The 24,486-nt window shown below is 33.9% G+C and carries 16 protein-coding genes and 1 pseudogene; 4 read left to right on the top strand and 13 right to left on the bottom strand.

Annotated elements, in window-relative coordinates:
- Window position 1: 1 nt before the first annotated feature.
- Together FYC62_RS04045 and FYC62_RS04040 are read right to left on the bottom strand one after the other, a co-directional pair.
- A complete protein-coding gene (locus tag FYC62_RS04045) occupies window positions 2-523 on the bottom strand; it encodes a carboxypeptidase-like regulatory domain-containing protein (RefSeq protein ID WP_149074019.1) in 522 nt (173 codons plus the stop codon).
- A 5-nt stretch (window positions 524-528) separates the two neighbouring features.
- A complete protein-coding gene (locus FYC62_RS04040) occupies window positions 529-1,845 on the bottom strand; it encodes a TlpA family protein disulfide reductase (RefSeq protein ID WP_149074018.1) in 1,317 nt (438 codons plus the stop codon).
- A gap of 605 nt (window positions 1,846-2,450) precedes the next feature.
- Between FYC62_RS04040 and FYC62_RS04035 the strand changes: the two genes are divergently transcribed.
- Window positions 2,451-2,681 carry a helix-turn-helix domain-containing protein gene (locus FYC62_RS04035; RefSeq protein ID WP_149074017.1) on the top strand — a complete coding sequence of 77 codons (231 nt, stop codon included), beginning with the start codon at window positions 2,451-2,453 and terminating at the stop codon, window positions 2,679-2,681.
- Window positions 2,682-3,049: 368 nt separating this feature from the next.
- On the opposite strand, the gene FYC62_RS04030 is transcribed toward FYC62_RS04035, so the two are convergent.
- The 9 genes and pseudogenes from FYC62_RS04030 to FYC62_RS03990 all read right to left on the bottom strand — a co-directional run bounded on the left by FYC62_RS04030 (window position 3,050) and on the right by FYC62_RS03990 (window position 17,675).
- Complete coding sequence (locus FYC62_RS04030) at window positions 3,050-4,108, bottom strand: hypothetical protein (RefSeq protein WP_149074016.1); 1,059 nt, start codon at window positions 4,106-4,108, stop codon at window positions 3,050-3,052.
- A gap of 173 nt (window positions 4,109-4,281) precedes the next feature.
- Entirely contained in the window at window positions 4,282-7,596 is a 3,315-nt protein-coding gene (locus tag FYC62_RS04025; RefSeq protein WP_168199377.1) for a reverse transcriptase domain-containing protein, read from the bottom strand.
- 126 nt (window positions 7,597-7,722) lie between these two features.
- Window positions 7,723-8,094 (bottom strand): hypothetical protein, encoded by a 372-nt coding sequence (locus tag FYC62_RS04020; RefSeq protein WP_149074014.1) that lies wholly within the window; start codon window positions 8,092-8,094, stop codon window positions 7,723-7,725.
- A 105-nt stretch (window positions 8,095-8,199) separates the two neighbouring features.
- On the bottom strand, window positions 8,200-8,688 hold the full coding sequence (locus FYC62_RS04015) for a hypothetical protein (RefSeq protein ID WP_149074013.1): 489 nt from the start codon (window positions 8,686-8,688) through the stop codon (window positions 8,200-8,202).
- 194 nt (window positions 8,689-8,882) lie between these two features.
- Window positions 8,883-9,077 (bottom strand): hypothetical protein, encoded by a 195-nt coding sequence (locus FYC62_RS04010; RefSeq protein WP_149074012.1) that lies wholly within the window; start codon window positions 9,075-9,077, stop codon window positions 8,883-8,885.
- Window positions 9,078-9,142: 65 nt separating this feature from the next.
- Window positions 9,143-9,928, bottom strand: a complete 786-nt coding sequence (locus FYC62_RS04005) for a hypothetical protein (protein WP_168199376.1) — start codon at window positions 9,926-9,928, stop codon at window positions 9,143-9,145.
- A 681-nt stretch (window positions 9,929-10,609) separates the two neighbouring features.
- Window positions 10,610-13,738 carry a type I restriction endonuclease subunit R gene (locus FYC62_RS04000; protein WP_149074010.1) on the bottom strand — a complete coding sequence of 1,043 codons (3,129 nt, stop codon included), beginning with the start codon at window positions 13,736-13,738 and terminating at the stop codon, window positions 10,610-10,612.
- Window positions 13,739-13,751: 13 nt separating this feature from the next.
- Window positions 13,752-14,912: a restriction endonuclease subunit S gene (locus tag FYC62_RS03995; protein ID WP_149074009.1), complete on the bottom strand. Its 1,161-nt coding sequence runs from the start codon at window positions 14,910-14,912 to the stop codon at window positions 13,752-13,754.
- Window positions 14,905-17,675 (bottom strand): annotated as a pseudogene (locus tag FYC62_RS03990) (type I restriction-modification system subunit M). The gene FYC62_RS03995 and the pseudogene FYC62_RS03990 overlap by 8 nt, the downstream one beginning before the upstream one ends.
- Before the next feature lie 1,343 nt (window positions 17,676-19,018).
- Here FYC62_RS03990 and FYC62_RS03985 point away from each other — a divergent pair.
- The 3 genes from FYC62_RS03985 (at window position 19,019) to FYC62_RS03975 (ending at window position 21,902) form a co-directional block, all read left to right on the top strand.
- Window positions 19,019-19,753 carry a bacteriorhodopsin-like gene (locus FYC62_RS03985; RefSeq protein WP_149074008.1) on the top strand — a complete coding sequence of 245 codons (735 nt, stop codon included), beginning with the start codon at window positions 19,019-19,021 and terminating at the stop codon, window positions 19,751-19,753.
- A 75-nt stretch (window positions 19,754-19,828) separates the two neighbouring features.
- The gene (locus FYC62_RS03980) at window positions 19,829-21,022 is read left to right on the top strand and encodes a lycopene cyclase family protein (RefSeq protein WP_149074007.1); all 1,194 of its coding nucleotides are present in this window, start codon (window positions 19,829-19,831) and stop codon (window positions 21,020-21,022) included.
- Window positions 21,023-21,026: 4 nt separating this feature from the next.
- Window positions 21,027-21,902, top strand: a complete 876-nt coding sequence (locus tag FYC62_RS03975) for a Brp/Blh family beta-carotene 15,15'-dioxygenase (protein WP_149074006.1) — start codon at window positions 21,027-21,029, stop codon at window positions 21,900-21,902.
- Between the two features lie 245 nt (window positions 21,903-22,147).
- Here FYC62_RS03975 and FYC62_RS03970 read toward each other — a convergent pair whose 3' ends face one another.
- On the bottom strand, window positions 22,148-22,939 hold the full coding sequence (locus tag FYC62_RS03970) for an endonuclease/exonuclease/phosphatase family protein (protein WP_149074005.1): 792 nt from the start codon (window positions 22,937-22,939) through the stop codon (window positions 22,148-22,150).
- Between the two features lies 1 nt (window position 22,940).
- Window positions 22,941-24,200, bottom strand: a complete 1,260-nt coding sequence (locus tag FYC62_RS03965; RefSeq protein ID WP_149074004.1) for a glycoside hydrolase family 88 protein — start codon at window positions 24,198-24,200, stop codon at window positions 22,941-22,943.
- Window positions 24,201-24,486 lie beyond the last annotated feature (286 nt).

Below are 24,486 nucleotides of genomic sequence, written 5' to 3'. Positions count from 1 at the left end.
TTTACCCCCTGATAAGGATATTAGCATCACCTTGTGGAGCGTTAATATTAAAAGAACGTTTATCAAATAAAGTAGTAGCATTGAGGCCGTCTAATCTTTCTAAAATACCACTGCTCACATTTCTTTCCAACAGCTCGGTATTGAATTGCTCAAATGCTCCTGTTGCTCTTTCCTTATTGAGCTGCTGGTAACCTGATGAGATGACTACTTCTTGCAATTGCTTAGGGTCTTCCAATAAGGTAATGTTCAATCGTTCTGGAAAAGGCGTTTTGAGCCTAAATTCTTGCTTTTGGAAGGATAGCATGGTGATGCTAACGCTCACTTCAGTTTGTGTTGTTCTGATGCTGAAATTACCATTGGCATCTGCTTGGGTTGTTATGGATGAGGGCTCTACAGTGATGATGGCTCCAGCAAGGGGATCGCCATTTTTATTTTTTATGGTTCCGCTAATGGCTGTTCCTTGGGCCATAGCCGTATAGCGACTAAAGAAAAGCAAGCATAAGAGCGTTAATACATGTTTCATTTTGTTTATGGGTTTAGGTGATTTGTTAAATAGTTGGATTCTGTAAATACCAGAAATGGAATTTCTCTTTCTACCTGTTCCATACCGATATGGTATTTCCTTAAGGCTATTATCAATGCCTGACTATCTATAAAACCTTTAGGTAGGTAAAGGTCTAGGTCTAATTTGCCACTAAAAGCGGTTTCATCTATAAAAGGTAGATTTTCTTCCCGCTGGTTTAATTCGTAAAGCAAGGCTTCTAAACCAGCATTTCGCATTTGTTTTAGGGCTGTGTCTTGCTCAAAATTATTATAAGCTTTGCCGCCTGCCGAAGCTTGAATTGCTCCTAAGGCATGTAAGCGCCAAACTTTGGTTTTACGCTGTTCTAGCCTTACATCAACATTTAATGCGGTGTTTAAATCTTGTCGCATTTTATCTAGCCGGGCACTTGCGGGCAGGTGTAAAGGCATGGCCGATTCATAGCAATAGCTATGGGCTCTTTTCCAGCTATCTTGATTGATTTTCTCTTTAGGGAATTGATAATGATTTCTATCTGCTACCTCCCAAATGATTTGGTTGGCTGGATAGCCCAAGAATTTATTGATAGCCATCAGGTATAAAGTATAGCTGCTGAAATTGATGACCTGTGTATATACGGTGTTGCTATCCTTCCAGACTTTAAAGGCTGGCTCTACACCTGGCAAGTATGGCGCTACCATGCTGTAGCTTTTAAGCTTTTCTCTTAATAAAGTACTTTTACCGGGTTTAAAATCTATACGGTCTTCTTTTTGAGGTATTAAGGGCATTTTACCTGTTATAAAAGTTTTTAGATGTGCTGCTGTAACATAATCTAAAGCACTTGTTGCCTGAAACTGCCCTTCTTGATTAAGCCATACTACATGAGGGTGTAATTGATGCGGAAAGTATTGCTTTAAGTTATTATGTGCTGCTGCAATAGGAAGGTTTAACTTGATTTGGCTTTTTTGAAGCCATTGCTTTGCTATCTCGCCCTCTTCTGCTGTAACTGTTAAGATATGTAGCTGCCCGCTAAACTGCTCTTGCAGGCTATCTAAAAGCTGCATTTGCTTTTGGGTAGTTTTGCAGCTGGCATTCCAAAACACCAGTAGACAGGGTTTCTTCTTTTCTGGAAAGCTTATGCTACTGGCTGGGTTTGATAGTAAGGTTATTTCTTGCTGTGGTAAAGTACTGGCTTTGGCTAAAGCTTGCTGGGCTTTGGCTTTTTTGCTGTATGATACCACAACTAGCAGTAATACAAGCAGTTTAATAAGGTTGTACCTCCTAAAAAAAGGCCATAGGTATCCTATACGATGTTTATCGTTCATTTTTTTTGTGTTTGGGTTTAAGGATTTGTCACATGGAGCGGAGTCGAAATGTTATCATTAAGCACTCTTCTCAGATAGAAAAAACCGGCCGGGCTATTAACAGCTTTTTAACTTATTTCATGGGATGCAATGGGCCAGACCGGTTGATGTCTTTGCCCCTATACCGGACTTTTAATGATGTTTTTGAATAGATTTTTAAGGGATGCAGCAAAGCTTTTGGCTTTAATTGCTTTTTGCTGTTTGCTTGGGTAAATGTTGCTCGTTTTCATATTATGATGTTAACGAGTCTTATTTTGATGGAATGCTTAAATACATGTGGGACCGCATACCATAACACCTTAAAGTTTCTGACGCCTTACGTTGAAATGGATTTACAACAGTCCCACATCTATTTCGACGTACAAATATATACATCTACACATAGATATGGGTACTAATCTGTTGCTCTTGCTTCAACGGCGTCAGAAATGGTGTTGCAAGACTCTTATTAATACCTGTTTAAGTTAAAATCAAATATAAAAAAGTATTTTAATTTATGGTAATATTTAACCGCAATTTTTTTTCTTAATCTAAAGAACTTCAAAGGATTTGTAATAAGACTTTGAATGATTCAAAAAGATACTACAGAAATTAAGAGAAAGTTTGGTGAAAAAATCCAGCAAATGAGAAAAAAGAAGAATTTAACGCTCCGTAAGGTTGCTCAAAATTGTGATTTAGATGATAGTAATATTTCTAAAATAGAGAACGGAAAGTTCGATGTTAGATTATCCACTATTTTTGAGTTAGCAAAAGGTTTAGGTGTAGAAGCTAAAGAATTAGTAGACTTTAATGCTTGAAACAATATAAATGAATTAGCATTTAAAATTGAAGCTTTCTCATAGATTCTTAACTATCTTGTCATAGTAAAAGCGTAACTTCTAAAGGGAAAAGAGTTAAATAAAATTAAAAAATAGGAGTTTGTTAAAAGATGGCTGATATATTTTAGAGAGCGGACTAAGCTGCCTTAAGTGATGTTGTAACACTAGGTCTATAGTATTTTTCACGCATAGATTTGATTTTTTGGATAGAGTTATAGGCTAATATGATAATTATGGTTATCAATATGAGGTAGATGATATGTATGAATTTCATGGAATTTAGAGAAGATAGTTAGCGATAGATTTCATCATTAGTTGAATAAATATATCTTTCTAATACATTCAATTTATAAACTTAAAAATCTAATTTTAATCATAAAAAATACATAATCGATAATTTTTTTTTGTGTCTTTAAAATAGTAAGCTTTTTATTATCACTTTCGGTAGAAACTGGGTAAAGAGTTCTTATTTCCTTTAGTTTATGTCCTAATTTATCTACAAACTTTTCTTTGAAATATAATATGTACGTTGTTAAATTATAGCGGAAAAATAAGTGATCTTTCTCGGTATCCCAATTAGGACGATGTTCTTCAAATAGTTCAATAATTATTTTTACACCTTGCGGTAAATTCCATGGATCAAACAATGTTTCATCTCTAATAACAGTCTTGTTAAAATAAATCGTATTAAAGTCAGCAAAATAATGTCGTGAAAGAATATGAACAAAACTGTAATTTGTAATAATGTATTTGTTATTTACCACTTCGCATAACTCTTTTACATCTCTAGACTGTAAATATTTCTTAATAATAAAGTATATATAAAACATTAGACACTCCCATTTTAAAACGTTTCTTTTAAATAAATTATACCCAAAAGATCTCTGATTAAAATATTCTTTCAATATTTCTACTTTTTTATGATACTCATCCTTGATTTCTTTTAATAATGGACTTGATTTATTACCAACACTAAGTTGCTCTTTCCACCAAAAAAGAAGTTGATTAAATTTATTACGATCTAAATCAATCTCTTCTCTCGTATATTGCCTTGTTATTCCATTATAGGTAAATGAAATGGGCATAAGAAAGTCTAAATTATCATAATAAAATAGAACTAAATGATTAAAGGTAGCTTCATCTAGTTCTTTATAATCATAAGGATTAAATGCTAGATATTTAAACTTATTTGCTAAAATGTAATCAGGAGGGTTGAGTTCATTTTGTATCTCATCCTTAACAATATTTTTCATTAAAATAATTAAATATTCTTTTTCAAAAATCTTCAACTTTTTCAATTCATTTTTGCTTATTTTTTGTATGAAATATCTAAGAATATCCGCTGAATTAACATCCTCAAAACGAGGATCCGCTAACTGATTTGCTGAAAATTTTGGCTTAGACATTAATCGTTATAATTGTTAAAGATTGATTGTTTATTACTTTCGGGGAGATGTATAAAACTGTTAAAACAAGCGCAAAGCTTGATTTAACTAATGAAGCCCACTTTTGGGTAGGTGCTGTTATGTGCTGGGCTTCTGTCCGCCAGCATGCTAAAGTTATAAATGTCTAAATGTTGCTATTCATCATCATGCTTATCCTTCGAAAATATGTTTTTATTGTCAATGCGATTGTTAACATCTTTTCTATTCCAGTCAGGCGGTAAAGGTTTAAATGAATCGTCTTGGTCTGCTTTGATTCTTTCAAAATATTTGAGTTGAAATTCTCTTAGGGCATTGATGTTTAGGTCCTCAAGTATAATAGTATCATTTTTACCGCCTTTCAACTTCATTAAGTCTTTAAGCGCTGATTCTGCTGGTTGTGTCAAACGAGAGTCGCCGAATTGACTCGTATTAACTTGTGCAATATAGCAATGTAAATCTCTTGAAAGTGCTTCCACAATGTTTGAAAAGTAAGGAGTGTCTTTATTCCATTCTGATGCAATTAACAAGTCAATCTTTGAACGAAAAATACTTCTATGAAAGGTATCCGCAAGTTCAAAACAGTAATAAGAAGTAAAATATAAATTTCGCCAATTTATCAAGTCGTAACGATATGGTTTTGGTTTTGGCACTCTGTACCCATAACCTCTAATAATTAACTCTTCGACATGTGCATAATGGTTTTTAAGACGATATAATACAATAGCATCATTTACACCATTAATTTTTACAGGAACTATTGAAACAATGAAGTTATAACAAACGTCTTCAACTTTCCAATGTTCTAGACCTGCAATAATGGCCATTTGATTCTTCTCGCTATATTTTGCAAGACTTGATACAAATTCATAAGGAACAGAAAACTCAGGAAGAACAAAAATATCTGCTCCTCCTTTTCTTGAATCCTTTAAAAGTTTTGCAAAGGTCAAATATCGTTGATTACTTAAGTTAGGTTTACCCTTAATGCTGGATTCAATATTTGATATTTTGACTTGAGTATTTGCTATTGAAATTGAAGGTTTTTCGATAAACCGTTCATTAGTATTGATATGTAATTCATTTATTTCAACTTCATTTTCTCCATTAAGTTGCGTAATATTCTTGTGTACACGTGTAAAGAAGTCACTTATGTCTGGAGAGTCTGAAGTAAAGTGCGAAGCATTAATTTCTGAATATAGTTTGAATGCTTCATCTAGAATAAAATCTTCATCTTTCTTACTGTCGTTTAATATGCTTGTATATTGGTATCTTTCATCGCCCACAATAAAATCTTTTGAATTTTTAAGCAATTTATTTGTAGTTATTGCAATGCAACATTCCCAAAACTTTACAAGACGAGGTGAAAGCTCCTTTTTTTCGTCAGAAAATTCTAATTTATCAATTGACTTTTGTGAAGTTGGTAAGTTTCGGTCAACTAAATTTAATGGTGACCAACCAGAAGCTTTTGTATAGTTTAATAATGGATGCGCCACATAATTATGTCTAATTAAATTACACATACGAAATTTGTAAATGTAAAATGAACCAGGTTTGGTCAAAGTTATGTTATTCCAAAAACTTACATCATCCTTGTAAGTGTTATGGAATATTTCAAGGTCTTTATATGGCTTAGTACCTTTTTTAATAAAATCAGGATTTAGTGCTAAAGGCATTTCTAATGAAATGTCAAAATACTGCATTAAAGAATTTGCTACATTATTGTAAGTGATTTCTGAATCTTGAATCTTAGTAGTTTTATTAAGTTTTTGAATCTGCTCAAGAGTGTGTTTATAAAACAATACGAAGCCTTCCTGGTCTTCATTAACTAGAAGAAATGTAAATACTTTTTCCCAAAGTCTGAAATGTTCTAAATTATTTAACCCTTTAAAAAGTTTCAATAGCTTTTCAGTTTCCTTTTTGTCAACCTTTTTTGACCTTCGAAGTGCTGCAAATATTCTATTAGCTAAGAAAACGCTTAATCCGTAACGATTTTCCTTGTAATCTTTTAGTGTTCGTATTTTGCCTTCCGTTCCATCAAAAACTAAATGATATGCCTGCTCGTCAAAAGAACCATCACCCATTCCATCTTCAGGAAAATCTCTAAATTCACTTGTACGCTCTTCTAACTCTTGCTTTAATTTATCAATAACTGCAGTTGATTCTTCATTATCGAAGTAATACAATAATGTTTTATCCCCTTGAAAATATGCTCCTTCCAAGCAAGTGATTTTAAAAATCTTTTTTTCATTTTTTACTGAACAACATTCTACCTTATCATTGACTTCTATGGTTTTCAATTCATCAGGAAAGTCAATCAATTTCACCAATGGGTATAGGGTTTCTAAGATAAATCTTTCTGTTTTTGAAACGATGTATTTATTGAAATAATCTTCCTCTGTTTGTGCAAAAGTTACTTTCTCTTTACTCTTTTCTTTTTCATAGTATTTTTTGAAACTAAATCTTACACTTTCGCATTTTTCATTTTTATGAAAATCAAAGTCGGGATTTTCAATAACAATAAGAATATCGTCAACGTAACGACTATAATAAACTTGAGGGATTAACTTTCTGATTCTAATATCAAAATCGTTTAAGTAATAATTGGCAAGGACATAGGATGAAGCAATACCAATTGGAAGTACCACATCTCTTGTAAGAATATTTTCAATAAACTTGTTGGGGTATTTCTTTTCGGCTAATTTTTTAGTAAAACGAAAGTGAAACTCTTTAAAAATATCGTGAATGTTAGAACCGCCTTTATAACCAGACTCACCAAATATAACTTTCTCAATTTCTTCAAAATTTATACGGACTGAATAGAAATAATCCTTGAGGTCAAGATTAATAAAGGCTACTTTACTTCCACTTTGTAACTTTCTTTGGGCTTCCTCAACAGATTGGTCTCTCCATTTTTGATATTGACTAAAATAGGGCTTAAATAAACCGCTTCCTTTTACAATTCTATCTTTCGATTTATTTAGTATTAATCTATTGCCAACACAACTTTCGTCAAGTTTTACATCTAATTTATAACCATACTGTGTCAACCATAAAATTGTTACAAGATGTAATTCGATTGGTATGTCAGCAAATACGGTGACCCTTTCAACTTCATAATGATCTTGAACTCTCTGATTGCTAAGAAAATTATCTCCATTATCTGTTTTTTTAAATTTCTTTGGGAGGTAAATTAGTTTGATATCGTCAAGAAATTGTTCAAATGTGCTTTCCTTCTTGTGATTGTTTATCCATTCAACAATTTTATCAAATTTATCTTCCAGCTTAACATTGAGATTAAAAATACCATTAGCATATGGTGTTTTCTTTTGACCAAATAAATAATCATCATCAAGTAAACCTGTTTCAAATTCAGCTAATTTTCTTCGTTGATATAATTCTGTCGTATCATAGTAAATATGTGATTTGAGTTTTATGTAAGCTTCTTTAAGTTCTTCTTTTGATATTTCTGACATCCTCATTGGTATAATTTCTTTTTTGTCTGTCTTATTAATGATTGCACTACTGGTTTTTTAGTCTTGCAGGTTAGTAAATATCCGTTATCCCATAGCGCATATCCACCCTATAAATTCATAATATGTTTAATTAACCTGCCCCACTCCATTAAGAACCAATTGCAATTTCCCTTTATACTCCGTAAGCTTTCCAGTTACACAAATACGTTTATGGTTGTATAGGGTGGCTGGTTCTTGAGGAAATTTAGCTTCATCACTTTTAAAAACCACCAATGTTATTGGTGCATTGGGGAAGTTACCGCCAAAGTTTAAGAAGGTTAATTTTTCTAAGGCTTTGGTGCTGTAAACGGAGTCGCAAATGGTTACAAGTTTATTGAGGTATTGTGGGGCTTCTTTTATAGAGATTTTAGTGGGCTGTTCTTTAGGTGTTTCTTGTGCTTTTATATTAAGAGATACTGCACATAAAGCAATTAATAGTATGGTATAGAAATTTTTCATAACGTAAATAAGAATTATATTGTAATAATAGAAATATTTTTCTTAAATATGAAAAGAATTGTTTTTGGATTATTAACACAAAAAGAAATAAATCATTAATGAGATTTATAGACCAAGCTTTCTATGTATTTCTTCCATTTCTTTAGCAAACTCAATACTTTCTAAAACTAGTTTTCTTTTATCTTCAGGCAAACATGGAATACAAGTTTGATACTGAATACCTTTGTAATGTACTTTGCAGTTAGGGCATAACTCCATATTTTTCAAATCATAGTTAAAGGCACACCTTCTACAAGCTGTTATTGTATCTTCAAATGATAGATATTTTATTTCGTCAGTTAAATAGAGTAAGAATGCTTCTTTCTCGATTATTTCTTCATTTTTATTTTTAGCCTTTTCTCTTTGAAACCAATATTTTATACTAGATAAATTGTGATTGTTTTTCCATTTTTTCGATATAAAACACTTATCCCGAACATCAAGAGCTTCTTCGTTATTATAAAAAATTGTGATGAGTTCTTCTAACGATTTATAAATTGGCTCATCAAACTCGTGTTGGCATACTGCACAACGATACTGAGGTAATTTCCTCACCCTCTTATTAGGACGGTTGTCTCCACAATTTGTGCATAAAGGAACAGCTATGTAATTATAGTTTTCTACGATATATTTCCTAAATTCTGATTTATCAATGTCAGAATTAATTTCTTTAAAAATTTGTGTGTATTTTCTTGTTACTTCTCTCTCATAGTCTGCATATTTTTTTGGATGAGAAAGATGCTGAATAGTTAAAGTATTTGTACTATCGCATATTTCGCATTTTTCTTTAAGAATTTTAGCTCGTCTTTCCTTCCAATCTTTTGTGTGCCACGAACGTTTCCCCCTTTAAAATCCTTCCAATATAGTTCCTTAGCAAGTTCTAAGGGAATTTCATCATTAGCTAACTTGCTCCTTAAATCAATAAGTTCATTGTAGGTCAACATTATTCGCTAATATTAATTGACTTTTTTAAATATTTTAAGATTCCGTGTCTAACTTATTTATAAGATTAACTTTTTGTGATCAGACTCCAAGTATCTCTTATTTCCTTACAAGAATTTTTAATGTCCACACTGATTTGAGCATCATTTGCTGATATATAAAGCTTATGAGCAAAGACATCTACAAGAATACAATTCTTATTCTTAAAGCTAACTTGTGAATTTCTTTCAAAAAATAGTTTCATTATGTACAACATATTTTCCGCTTCTCTCTTTTTTAATGGTGCTTTAGTGAAATTGAATTTTAATAACCCTGTTAAAGTAGCTCCTCCGTTTTCATAGATTAATATATCTGCCATACAGCCAATTCTCACTTCTTGTATGTAAAGGTGTTCTCTAGTTTTTTTTAGGTTACTATTCAGAATAAAAGTTTCTAATATAGGATTAAGGATAGAACTTAAATGTCGCATTTCGTTCAGTGCATTTGAAGAGCATATCTTATTCTTCTTGTTATCCCTATCTAGACTCTGAGCCTCTTGAAGAAGTATATTTGCATATCTCTCAAATTCTTCAAAATAAATTTCTGCATCAGGATAATTAGAAGAGAATGTATTGCAAATAATTTTTCTAGCTTCCTCGTAAAATCTTGGAATGTAGCTTCCTGGATACTTTGCCTTTGTTAAAATACTTAACTTAGCTTTAGCACTTGCCAATGGATAAGCCGCTAATTGTTTAAGAGATAATCTGGGTTCCAGTATAACCTTTTGAATCTCTTTTTGGACTTCATTTTTGTTTAAATCTTCATCTAATTCTTTAATTATATGAAGTAAATTTTCGAAATTAGTTTTCAACATCATTTTCCTCCTTTAAAATCATGCTCTCGCCTGATTGTGTTAATGTTAACAAAATAAAAAGCAGAACAAACGATAGAGGACTAACACATATTAACAAATTTATGAACACCCACTTTTGGATATATGGATTTGATTCATGAAAATTGCCGCTGCGAAACGGTATGTTTCCTATTTTCGGGAGCCTACTTAGAGGTCATCGGGGCGCTAACCCTGATGGCTTTTTTTGATAATGCTATCAAAATTATTAACTCTTATTCAAATTTAAGGTACGTTATGAAATATACAGTTTTGAGTTTTCCACAGATTGGTTTTAAAATTTAATCTGCAAATGGTTATTTTATATAAAAAACTTATTTACAGCATCTTATGACTGTGGAAAAGTTATTTTTTTACAATTATTTGGTATTTAAAAGATAATCTCTTATTAAAAGAAAATACTAAATTAAGCTTTTAAAAGACTCTGTTCCTATGATAACAATGTGATTAAAAGAAAGTAATAGTATTTTGTAAGCATCACCCTCTTGATAGTTGTTCTTTTTAATATAACCTTTTGCGTTTTTTCATTGTTTAGTTTGCATATTAAGTCGTCTGTTTTAGGTTATAGACTGAGTTTTCGATAAAGGTTATTTAGCAATGCAACAGTCTTTGTTAGATTTTAAATTTAATTCTTTAAACAATATATTATTCAATATCAAAACCACCTTCAATTATAAACTTTTGTAATAGATTGTGAACTCTGATATTTACTTTAAAAGCAGGAATAGTATTCCCTTCTACTTTTTCAAAATATGATTTTGCTTTGTACTTGTCAACCGTGTTTTTCAACTCATCGAAACGTCCGTATTCGTTGATATTTGCTTCTGTTAAGCCAGATGACATGAGTAATCGAAGTTTTGATTCATCTAGTCCGAATAGTGTTGAGATTATCTTTATTTGGTCATTCTTTGCGTTGAACTCATATTCTGTTATATATTCTCTAAAAGTTTTTCCGCTTTCAAGATTTGCAACACCTGTTTGAACATCTCGAATAAAAAGGTTTGCGTATTTCTGTTCTTCTTGTGTCAGAGTAGCGAATGATTTATACAATTCGTCCAACGTGTTTTGTAATTCTGTTGGGTCAACATCTCCTTTTTTAAGTTCTTTGATAAACTTGTCAAAACGAGAGTTCATATAATCTGAATCTATTTTGTCGGTATCTATCTCGGTCAAATAACCTTCAATTTCAAAAGGCACATCACCGCCACCACCGCCACCACCTGTATTAAATAGTTCTTTGTAACGAAGCGCTAGTATCAAATAGGTATTTTCATTCAAAGCCATTTGAATGGTTACCTTATCTTTTCCTTTTCCAAAACTGTAGGTTGATTTGTTCCAATTGAAGCCTTGAATTTTTGCTGCTTCTAAATAATTATTGAACGTCTTAAAAAGTATAGCAAATCGACCTATTTCTGATAAATTATCAGGAAGTCTCTCGAAATTATCAATTCCTGCTGTTATGAATAAGTTTTGAATTTCGCCGAAAACGTAATTCATCGAATAGAGATTGACATCTAAATGCTCAACAAAAAGTCCGATTGGCTTGTCGCCGGAGTACAGTTTAATCGCATCATTGATGTTGCGTTCCATTGTATGTGGCATTCGATAGTAGCGAATTGTTCCAAACGGTTTATCAGGTCCAAAAAGGCGATTGGTTCTTGAAAATGCTTGAATGATATTTTCATATTGAAGCACTTTATCCATGTAAAGTGTATTAATCCATTTGGAGTCAAAGCCTGTAAGCATTTGGTCAACTACAATCAATAAATCAATTTGCTTTTCGGGAGTTGTTTCAATTCTTAAATAAGGCTCTTTGTGTGCCAGTCTTGCCGCAATATCTTTTTTGAATTTGGCATGATTGGCTAACCTAAAATCTTGCTCATAGCGTTCATTGTAATCGGTCATTATTTCTACAAGACCGTCCTCTTTGTAGGCTGCATTCCCATTATTGTCAATGTGTGGATCAAATAATGCGGTGATTTTTAAGTGCGGATTTTTTACCTTGAAAAGACAGTAATAATGGATTGCATCAGCAATACTACTTGTGGCAAAAATGGCGTGGAATTTTCCGTTTTGGCTTAGCACAATCCAATTACTCAAAATATCTTCAACTACTTTTTCAAAATGCTCATCACGGTCATATTGCGCAGTTGGCAAATAATCTTCAATACCCCGAACGTAACGACCCGAAGTTTCAAAATGCCCTGCCATTCTTACTCTATTCATGTATTTATTAAATACGCTTGCTTTTCTTGGGTCTGCCAATGCTTCTACTTCATTGTTGGCTCTTGCTTTTTCCAAAGCAACAGCTAATCGCAAATCACGGTCTCTATATGTAAGGATTTTATATGGATCAAAACCCAAAACGTTTTTATCTCGAATACCATCTGCAATGCTATATCTGTGCAGTTCATCACCAAAAACGGTGGATGTAGTGTTTAATTTCTTTTGATTTTCATCTTGAATTGGAGTACCTGTAAAACCAAAGAATATAGCAGATGAGAATGTATCTTTAATCGTGATAAGCATATCACCGAAAGTAGAACGGTGACATTCATCTACAATAAAAACAATTCTCTTTTTGTTCATGAGTAGAATGTCGTGAGCATTTAGTCCAACATCTTCATCTTTGATGTTGCTCATTTTTTGAATAGACGTAACAATGAGGGTATTTGCAGGGTCATCACTTTTAAGTTTCGTAACCAAAACGCCAGTATTTTCCGTTGCTTGCACATCTTCATTTTCGTTTGCGAAACCACGGTATTCTTTCAAGGATTGTGTGCCGAGTTCAATCCTATCCATTAAGAAAATCACCTTGTCTGCATCTTGCGAATTAGCAATGAGTTGGGCAGATTTAAAACTGGTCATGGTTTTACCCGAACCTGTGGTGTGCCAAATGAAACCGCCTAAAGCGTGTTTGCTTTTCCAATCTGTTTTGGCCACTTTATCCGATATGGCATTGGCTGCAAAGTATTGATAACTCCGCATGACTTTCAAAACGCCATCGTTACTATCTGCTACGGTATAGAAACCGATTAACTGGTGAGCCATTGGAATAAACAATAACGAAGAAGCAATATCACTCCAATCATTTATAGGCTCATTATTGAAGTCTGCCCAATTGAAATAAAAGTCTTTATTGAATTTGCCATCTGGTCCAGGGTTGGCGAAATAAACCGTTTCTTTTGGCTCCATTGCTACAAAAATCTGAACGAGTGAAAACAAGCCTGAAAAAACTCCGCCTCGTGAATACTTTTCAATTTGATGGCAAGCCTGACTTACTGAAACTCCGTTCTTTTTTAATTCAATATGAATCAATGGCATTCCATTGATTAAAAGCATTAAGTCGCCACGTCTGTCGTTTAATATTTTTGACTTGGTTGGGAAAACAGGTTGTTGGGCAATTTGGTAACGGCTTTGCCCTGCTGCAATTTCTAATCGGTCATAAATTTTTAAACTTACTTCTTTACCAAAGTGCAATGTATCATCAGGGTTATCTCTTTTTATCGAAACTGTTTTGCCATTAATAAAGCCGTTTAATTTTAATGGAGTTCGTAAAGCATTTATCTGCTCCAATATTTGTTGCATTTCCCCTTCGGTCAATGGGAAGTCATTTAAACGGTCTTTGGCTCTGTTGTTCTCAAAAAGTATATTAGCCCAGTTTTTCAACAAGTCTTTTTCAGTAGGACGTTTCAAAACTTCTTTTTCCCAACCCTTATTAGAAAGAGCTTGTATCAATGCGGCTTCAAATGCGGCTTCTGATGTAAATGTCATACTGTACTAATTTTTAAATAAACATTTTGGCTAAAAATGCTTTTTTAATGTTTTGTAGTTTTATGATTTGTAAATCGTGATTAGAAATTTGATTGTCAAGGCTCAATAGGTATTTGGCAATCGCTGATTGTTCAGTTTTAGAAGGGTAAAATACTTTAAATCTTTCTACATCACTTTTTGAAACTGATGGAATGTTTGCCGATTGTTGATTTTCAAGAAATCTCCTTTGATATTTTTTTATGTAATAAAAAAGAAAATCAATATCAAATAATCCTTTGTCCAAAACATCAACAGAATAACAGCTATTACCAGCCCAATATTTCGTTCTGACAATGTTGACGAAACCTGCATTCGCTCCTCTGGCACTTATGACGATTTTATTAGCTTCATTATTATATTCATCATAGAACCCAGTATATGAAACTCCTCCATTATAAACTGGATAAGGACTTAAATCGTTTTGCCTTGTTTTGATAACAAACACACCTATTGTTGTTTTGCAAATACTACCTACATTGATTTCCTCCCAATTCCCCTCAAATCCCTTAAAACGAATCTCTGGAATAAGCTGCCCTTGTTTTGGAAACATTTTATCGAGCATGGCTTGTTTAAGCGATTGCAGCTTTGTATGTTTTTGTTGGTTTTCTGTAATTAGATTGTCTAAGTTTTCAAAGAAGTTGCCTATTTGGGTTTGTTCGTCTTTGCTTTTAGGAAAATACAGTTTAATAGAAGCTAAGACAGTGGAATTAATTGCTGGATAACTTGTGCCAGTGCAATTATTCAAAACAACTCTTACAAATTCATCTTTTTGAATTAGCGTAAACAAGAAACTACTTTCAATTACAGGTCTCATTTGAGCATATCCAGTTGAAAAGACAAAATCCTTATCTTCCCTATCAAACAGTAAATTATTCTTTTGATATGGTCTAACTGTTTGATAAAAAACGTCTCCTTTTTCTGCTAGTCTTTGTGCTCTTGAAGGTGCTGTTATTTTATATTCTTTTCTGTAAGAAATCATTTCTGTGCCAACTACTGATTCTAAGTCTACATAATTGAAAACATCAGGAATCTCATGCTTAGGATTGAATTTTGCAACGTCACCAAGTTCCCGCTCTTCCCATGCTTCTGTAAAACCGGCAAATCGCACTTCGGGATTTGTATTTGTTTTAGCCATTTTGCTTTTCGGTTTTTAAAAGTGATTTTAATTCGTTCAAACCTTTCATGTCAAACTCATTTCCTTCAAGGTCGCCAATCAATATTGACAAAGTCCTTTCTGCTGCTTTAATTTCTTTGGCTACATCAGAGTAGGTGATGGCGTATTTGTCTGCCAATGTCTGCGCCTTGTTGGTAAGGGTTGTGATAATGGTTTCGGGCAAATTGTTCAATGAAGAAACAACTGGAACAATCCATTTTAACTCAAGCAATTCAAATACTTGTTCATCAGTCAGGTTCTCAATCGTTTCTTTCGTCTTTAAATGTAGTGCTGCTGCTGCTACTTTTATTTGAGCTTTTAACTCTTTTTCGTCTACCAACAAAGTTGATGCTTTCACCATCTTGTTTTCAAAAGATTCATCAGGGAAAGTAAAAGTTGATTGCAATTCAAACAGGTATTTGTTGATATTTGCCTTGCCAAAAGTGCCGTCATTATTTGCCTCCATTTTCGACCAATTCACCTCTTTGTGCGATTTTATGAAGTTTTCTTTCTCTGGCTTTTTTGCTTTGCTTTCAAGCAAGTTTAAATACACCTTCAATACTTTGATTTCTTCCGTTTCCACATCAGCAAAAATTTCTTTCAGGTATTCGTTGAGCTCCTTTACTACAAAAGCATCATAATTGTCATTTAAAATACTTGTTTCCCTTTCTTCCTCCGAAAGTGAATCAATAATTTCTTCTAACTCGCTGGCTATTTCAGCCACTCTATTTTCTTTGGTTCTTAAACTGTTTAGCTCGTCTTTCAAATAAGTTTCCTGCACTAGTAAAAACGGCATAATTCTACCCATCCATCCGTCTTGCTCTTCTTGTTCAACTCCGTCTTTTTTCTTGGTAACCATGTTGGGGTCCACTTTTTTGGTTGCTTCAAACCCTTCCGTTTGTATAATCTCTAAATCAACATTTATTACGCCCCATTCATTGTCTAAAAGTTGGTAGGCTTCATATTTATCAATCAGTTTGATGTTTTCCAGTCGCTTAAATATGTCATCACTCAACACCGTTTTTTCTCTGTTGACTTTTACAGTTAGGATTTTGGTCAATAATTCGGTTTTTAAGTAACTGCCAAAATCGGCAAATGCCGTATTGAAACCGTTTACAAAAGCGTGAACGCTTTTGTGTTCCTTTATAGCTGTGTTGATGTCGTCAACAATCAGGTTTGAGTTAACAGGTGAGTTTTTGGCAAACAATGTATCTCGAAGTTTAGGAAAAGCTTCCCAAAATACTTGCAATTCGTCAATTTCATTTTCAGGAATACCGCCAAACATAGAAGCGTATATGTCCCAACTTTCAGGGTTTTCAGAAGAATCAACATAACGAGGAATATTCAGGTTATATTCATTCTCTCGGATTTCTTCTCGTGTTACAACTTTAGAAAATTTGGGCAATGTTTCACGATCACGAACGGTATCGGCTATTCGTTTAATATCTGACGCTCTTAGCTTGTTGTTTTTCCCTTCTTTTACGAAACCTTTGGATGCATCAATAATCAAAACATCTGTGTTGGTACGTTTCTGTTTAAGAATCATCACGATAGTTGGAATGCCAGTTCCGAAAAATATCGCTGGTGGTAAACCAATGATTGTGTCAATATGATTTGATTCGATTAGCTTTTCACGAATAATACTTTCTTCACCCCCACGGAATAACACCCCATGCGGCAATACAATAGCCATAATACCATCAGGCTTGATGTGAAAAAGGTCATGCAGTAAGAAAGCGTAATCTGCTTTTGATTTTGGTGCAAGTCCAAAACGTGAATAACGTGGGTCGGCTTCTTTGTGAACAGGGTCCCACTTTTGCGAATACGGTGGATTTGAAACTACTGCATCTACATAAAGTGGATTGTAACTATGAATAGGGTCGTTTTCGTCAAAGTATGGCCAGTCATACTCTAAGGTGTCGCCGTTACGAGTTACAATATTGTTCGGTAAAATACCTCTCATCACCAAGTTCATTCTGGTTAGGTTGTAAGTATTTTCTTTGAGTTCCTGAGCATAGTATTTAATGTTGTTCTCATCATCTATGTGTTTTGCAACGCTGTTTCCAATATTGATGAGCAAAGAACCCGAACCACTTGTAGGGTCATAAATTTGAATTTCTTTTTTGTCTCGCAAATGATGGGCGATTATTTCCGACATCAAAACCGATACTTCGTGGGGGTATAAAATTCACCTGCTTTTTTACCGGCATTTGCAGCAAACTTTTCAATTAGATATTCATAAATAAAACCAAGCACATCATAGTCTTGCCTGCCATCCATTGGAATATCCTTGATTAAATGTAGTAAGTCACGAATGGCTTTTGTTTGAGAAGCTGCACTATCGCCTAGTTTGCTAAGTCCAGTTTGTAAGGTATCAAAAATGCCATCAAACAATTTTTTGTGAGCAGGACTAATCAAACGGCTAAATGCAGAAAGAGCATCACGAACATTGGCAACATCAAAATCTTTATCTATGCTTATCCATGTTGAAAATAGATTATCATAAGCGATGAAGTAGCCGATATTACTTTTGATGTGTTCAACTGTTTCGGTATCTTCTTCGCTCAATGCTTTTATGTCTGCCTCCGTGAAGTCTTCTTTCTTTGTAAATTGAAGTTCCTTTTCTGAAAGGTATTTGTAAAAGATAAAACCTAAAATATAGTCTTTGTATTCGTTAGCCTCAATTTTTGAACGCATCTGATTGGCAGATGCCCAAATTTTAGCAGCGAGTTTTTGTTTGTTCATATTTATTCTTGTTTGAAACAATTAATACTTTGATATCACCGTCAAGGATTTACTCGATTTGGCATTGATGCCTTAAACTTGGTTCTTACATTACGAAAGTAGTAAACATTAGTTTGATAGATCTTTCCTATTTTATCAACAAGCCATGTTTGTGAAGTCTTTTTATCACTGAATATTTCTTTAACTCAGTTCACAAAATGATAATTAATTTAACAGGTCCAATATAGTGAATACACCCTAAGAAACAGTAAAAATATTAATTGAATGTTGTGGATATATTAGGCTCTTTTCTATTTTGACTTGAGTATAAAATTTCATATCACCCAATTATATTTTGAAAGGTATTGCAACCTACATGTATCAACCCCACCCCACCTAAACCGGGGCGAGGGCGATACCCCACAGGACATTTGAAGCTTTTGCGGAAAATGGACGAGGAGTTAAGCAAAGCACCGGACTGGCGGATGATAGTAGTACGGCATGGGCTTTTCTAATTAAAAATTAAAAAGGAAAAATTAAAAATTCAAAAGGAAAAATTAAAAATTAAAAATTAAAAAGGAAAATTAAAAATTCAAAAGGAAAAATTAAAAATTAAAAAGGAAAATTCAAAAGGAAAAAGAAAAATTAAAAAGGAAAAATTCAAAAGGAAAAAGGAAAAATTAAAAAGGAAAAAGAAAAAATTAAAAAGGAAAAATTAAAAATTAAAAAGGAAAATTAAAAATTCAAAAGGAAAAATTAAAAATTCAAAAGGAAAAATTCAAAAGGAAAAATTAAAAATTCAAAAGGAAAAATTAAAAATTAAAAAGGAAAAATTCAAAAGGAAAAAGGAAAAATTAAAAAGGAAAAATTAAAAATTCAAAAGGAAAAAGGAAAAATTAAAAAGGAAAAATTAAAAATTCAAAAGGAAAAATTAAAAATTAAAAAGGAAAATTAAAAATTCAAAAGGAAAAATTAAAAATAGATTGCTTCTTCGTTCCTCATCGCGATGACACAAAAATCTCTTAATCAATAATTCAATCCATCAAAAATCAATCAATAAAACTCACCATCCAGAACTGGAAACTGGAAACTCTCAACTAGAAACTGAATTAATGGCAGTTGGCAACTGAAAATCACGAACAAAACCACCTATTTTAAAGACAATTTTATCTTAATATGAAAATATTTGAGGTAAAAATTACACATTTTTCCCCGATAAAATAAGGCTTTACATACTCAAAAAGGCACATTTATATAAAATCATAAAATTTTGTTAATAAAACAACACACTAGCTATCAAACATTTAAAACTTTTTATATTTATTTTTGTTGAACAATTATTGTAAAACCTTAAACAAAATTTTATGATTTCATCAATTTTAAACGTGGTTGCTATCCCTGTGGATGACCCGATTGCTTTTACCTTCTTTACAGGGTACATGGCTATGTTAGCCGCATCTGTTTTTTTCTTCTTTGAAAGAGGAAGTGTAGACGGAAAATGGAAACTCTCTATGTTAGTTTCTGCATTAATTACTGGTATTGCTGCAGTACATTACTATTACATGAGAGACTATTATTTGGCAACTGGCCAAACGCCTACTGCTTTGAGGTACATTGACTGGACTTTAACGGTACCGTTAATGTGTGTTGAATTTTATTTATTAACTAAATCTGCTGGTGCTAAAACTTCTTTATTGTGGAAGTTGATCCTTGCATCGGTATTTATGTTAGTAACAGGTTACATTGGTGAAGCTTTCTCTGGTGGAGACAGCACTCAGGTAGCTTTATGGGGAACTTTATCTACCATTGGTTATGTGTACGTATTGTACTCTGCTTGGTATGGTGAAGTAGCAAAATTAGCTAAAAATACTGGCGACAGTACCGTTATCAAAGGTATCAATACCTTAGGATGGTTTGTGTTGGTAGGTTGGGCTATTTATCCAATTGGTTACATGTGTATGCCAGGTGGATGGTTAAATACCGGTTTAGGTTGGGAGTCTAGCAATGTAGATTTATTCTATAACATTGCTGATGCTATCAACAAAATTGGTTTTGGTTTAGTTGTATACAATATTGCTATCAATAGCAAAAAAGCTTAATTAACACACACTAACTAACAGCAAAACGGAGCCTTAAACAAGTTTTGTTTTTACAAGCTTTTTTAGCAGCAGTTTATGCAAAGTAACCCTACTTTTTATAACTATACCATTATTGGCGCTGGCGCATCTGGTTTATGGATGGCTTATGCTTTATATAAACATGGATTATTAAAGCATAAAACGCTTGTTATTGTTGAGCAAGACACCCAGAAGTTTAACGATAGAACTTGGTGCTATTGGGCTAAAGAAGAGCTTAGCCCCCAGCAACTGGCAGATAAGGTTTGGCATTATTCGCTTAACGCAGAGGCTACCTCTAAAAGTGGAAGTATTTTTCCCTATTCTTATTACCATATTAGAAGTAATGATTTTTATCTAAAAATGAAAAATCTATTAGCTAAATGTGAGAATATTAGCTGGTTATATACTTCTTTTGAGGATTATTCACAGTCTCCGGATTTGATGGTAAAAACCAAACAAGCATCTTGGAAAACCAGTAAGCTATTTTTATCTGCCTTAGCGGATGGAGAAGATGTTTTTAGCTCGCAGCCACTGAAAACTTATTTAAACAATAACGATAAGCAGCATATTTTAATGTGGCAGTCTTTTGTGGGCTGGCGAGTAAAAACCTTGAAGCCAGTTTTTAATTCTTCGCGTATGACTTTAATGGATTTTGATATTCCGCAAAATGGTCAAACACAATTTTTATACGAGTTGCCTTTTTCAGATACAGAATCTTTAGTAGAAATAACCCGCTTTGGTGAGGAAAAATTAAACCCCACAGCAGCCGAGGCTTTACTGAAAGATTACCTTGCCGCAAGAAACACCCCTTACGAAATTACAGAAACAGAAGTGGGCGCTATACCCATGACCACCCATTTTGATAGCAAGCGCAAAACTTTACATAAAAACGAAAACATTATTTTCTTAGGTACACTGGCAGGCGCCATAAAACCCACCACGGGCTACGGCTTTAAAAGGATGGCTAAATATGCTGATGATTTGGCTAAAGCGATGGCTACCCATGCTGCCTTACCCACCACTTATAGGCCTTGGCGCTTTAGGGTTTACGACACTATATTATTACAAATTTTGGTATCGCAGCCACAACGAGGTAAAGAAATATTTCAAACACTTTTTAAGAAACAACCTACTCCAAGAATATTAAAATTTTTGGATGAAGAAACCAGCATCAAAGAAGAGGTTATGATATTTTCTAAATTGCCTATCTTGTTGTTTTTAAAATCATTAATCCGCTATTTCACAAAGTAAACCTATGCTATACATCAACTCTAAATTATTTACCATACAAATGATTTTGCAGTTTGTATTGCTACTGCTTTTTTACTTCTTCCATTTTGGTCCAATTACGCAGGTTCTTCTGGCTGGTATTCTATTATGTAGCATAGGTATTCCGCATGGTGCTAACGACCATTTGTACCGTAAAGAGCAAAACTGGTTGGGAATGGCAAAATTTCTAGTGCTTTATTTAGGGATTATAGCGGCTTATGCTCTTTTATGGTATTTTATCCCTTTATTGGCGCTTTTGGTGTTTTTTGTGGTTTCTTTCCATCATTTTGGTCAGTCTAATTTCGAGAATGAGAACATCAGCTACTTCCCTTCTATTTTATGGGGTATTGTTTTGCTGGCTTTCCCTGTGGTTTTACATCTGGAAGAAGCGCTATTTATTTTCAAGGCCATGATTGGCAAGGGTAATTTTAACGAGTTCATTTATGATACCAGTCCGCTTACATTAACTAACTGGCAAATAGCAACCCTATTATTACTCGGTTTTGCTTACCTCATCAGCATCTATATTTACCAAAAGCAGCATCTTCTTAAATATTGCTTACAGCTTGTTTTGGTAACCTTATGGTACCTTTTCACGCCTTTATTATTTGGCTTTATTGTGGTTTTTTGCTTATGGCATGCGCTACAATCTACCCAGCACCAGGTGATATTCTATACCCAGCGGTATCAAAAACGTAAAAGAGATTTCTTTATAGCGATGCTGCCTTTTAGCCTTATTTCCTTAGCAGGATTTGCGCTCTACCTCTATTTCTTTGATTTTAATATCGGACAATCTTTCATCTTGCTTTCGCTGATTACCTTACCGCATGTATTGGTGATGCATAGGCTTTATGGGGGTTAGGGGGGGGTAGTTGGTTAGTTTGTTAGTTGGTTAGTTGGTTGGTTTGTTGGGTGGTTAGTTTGTTAGTTGGTTAGTTTGTTGGGTTGTTAGGTGGTTAGTTGGTTGGGTTGTTAGGTGGTTGGGTTGTTAGGTGGTTGGGTTGTTAGGTGGTTAGGTTGTTAGTTGGTTAGTTTGTTGGGTGGTTTGGGCGTTTGGTAAGATGCAGCGCTCCTTTTAGGAAACGCTGCTGATCTTTTGCTCATGAATTACTTATTCAAAACCAATTCTGCTACTATAGGATAATGGTCTGATGCCTGTACCTGATTTAAAACTTGATGACTTTTCACTTTAAAACCTGTTTTTTTATCAAAAGCAATGAAATCTATAGCGGTACTGTATTTATCATCCGGATAGGTTGAGGGGCAATCTGTACAGGTTCTGGTAAAAGCGCCATCCATAATGCTTAAGGTTTTGCTTTGCGGACTAGCATTCCAGTCGCCCGCTATAATTAAAGGCAATTTTTCAGTTTTAGTGATGTCTACAATCTGCTGTGCTTGCAACTCGCGGTTACCTGTCTCTAAGAAATCAAGATGCGTATTGACAAAGCGGATATAGTGTTTCCCCGGTAGTTTGATCTTTACCGTTTGCAAAACTCTAGGTTCTGCCTCGGCATCAGCCTGATTGGTTAAGCGGTATATTTGATGCTCGCTCATGGGGAATTTAGATAAAATAGCTATACCATAAGCACCACCTTGAAAATCTATCGCTTTAGCGAAATACACTTTAAGGCCTAGCTTTTTAGCTATCAGCTTTGCTTGGTTGCCTTTACCACTTCTTTTAGTATTTTCATCAATTTCTTGTAGGGCAATGATATCTGCATGACTTTGTTTAATGGCATTGGCAATCGCATCTATATCTATTTTACCGCTTTGTTCTTCTGCTGGCGGGTTTGCATGGTGAATATTGAAAGACATCACTTTAAGTAATATTTCCTGACTTTGAGCCCTTAAATCAGCAAAGTTGAATAATAAAAGGGCTATAAAAAACAGCTTTTTCATCTTATTTAGCTGTTAATTTTTGATACCTCAATAAAGCTTCTAGGAAATAATAATCGGCATAAATAAGCGGCACATTTACCTCATTATTGCTTGGTAAATTACCAGTGCTATGCTTCAATAAGAAATAAGGATTAGCTTGATCTGTATTGAGGTAAGCATCAGTACTTAAAGACTTTAACATTTGGATAGCTGTATTTCTGTACAGTTTAGCTTTTGCTCCTTTCACATAAGTACTCAACTCTAATAAGGCAGAACTGGTTATAGCTGCCGCCGATGCATCTCTTGGTGTAGGTTGGTATTGCTGAGGGTTAAAATTCCAATCGGGTTTATAGCCTGGCTGTCCAACATTAAAATCCCAATAAGGTATTTTATCTTTTGGTAGGTTAGGATGTTTGATGAAGAAATCTGCCAAACCGATAGCTGTTTTTAGAAATCTTTCGTCTTTAGTTTCACGATACGTAGTGGTAAAACCATGAATTCCCCAGGCTTGTCCCCTAGCCCAAGTAGAGTTATCAGAAAAACCTTGTAAAGTTTGTTGATGCAAGACTTTACCCGTTTGAGGATCATAGTTTACCACATGGTAAGAGCTATAATCTGCTCTGATATGGTTTTTCATGGTTTGCTCGGCATGCTTGATAGCGATATGTTTATAAATGGTATCACCTGTAACTTTAGCAGCATAAAAAAGCAATTCTAAATTCATCATGTTATCCATAATCACGGGGTATTCCCAAGTATTGATATTCCCTTTTGATTTACGCTTGTTCCATGATTGGATGCTGCCTACCACGGGCGAATATCTTTTACATAAAGACTTAGCAGATTGCACCAAAATCTCTTGATATTTTGGATTTGGGTTAAACCTGATGGCATTTCCATAGCTGCAATACATCATAAAACCAATATCATGATGCTGAGTATTGTACTGGTTTGTTTCTAAAGAATTTGTCCATGCTTCAGCATGTTTGCGCCATTTATCGTCTTTGGTAAACTCGTACATATACCATAAAGCACCTGGCCAAAAACCACCTGTCCACTCGTCTATTTGAAGATATTTCAACCTACCATCAGGGTATAAAGCGTGTGGATAATCTTTAAAATTTCCTTCGGTAGTTTTCAATAGATTTTCGTAAAGTGGAGCCGCCGTAGCAAAGCTTTTCTTTACAAAATCATCTTGCGCCTGGCTGCTTAATGCTAACATTAAAAACAAAGTTACTACCGTATAAAAACCTCGTTTTGTTGTAAATACAATCTTGTTCATATCTTAAATTTAAAAGGAATTATGGTTTTTCAAAAGCCAAAGCTTTTATATCATGACCGACGAGATGGAAAAAGTCCCATATTTATTTATCAGTTGTTGGTTATCAGTTGACGGTTATCAGTTGTTGGTTATCAGTTGACGGTTATCAGTTGTTGGTTGTCAGTTGCCAGTTATCAGTTGTTGGTTATCAGTTGCCAGTTATCAGTTGTTGGTTGTCAGTTGTTGGTTGTTGGTTGTCGGTTGCCAGTTTCCGGTTATCAGTTGTCAGTTTTGGGTTGAGAGCTAA

The sequence above is a fragment of the Pedobacter aquae genome, from assembly GCF_008195825.1.
In the GTDB taxonomy this organism is placed as follows: domain Bacteria; phylum Bacteroidota; class Bacteroidia; order Sphingobacteriales; family Sphingobacteriaceae; genus Pseudopedobacter; species Pseudopedobacter aquae.
Note: the sequence above shows the minus strand (reverse complement) of the source record. Positions and strands in the feature narration are given on the sequence as shown.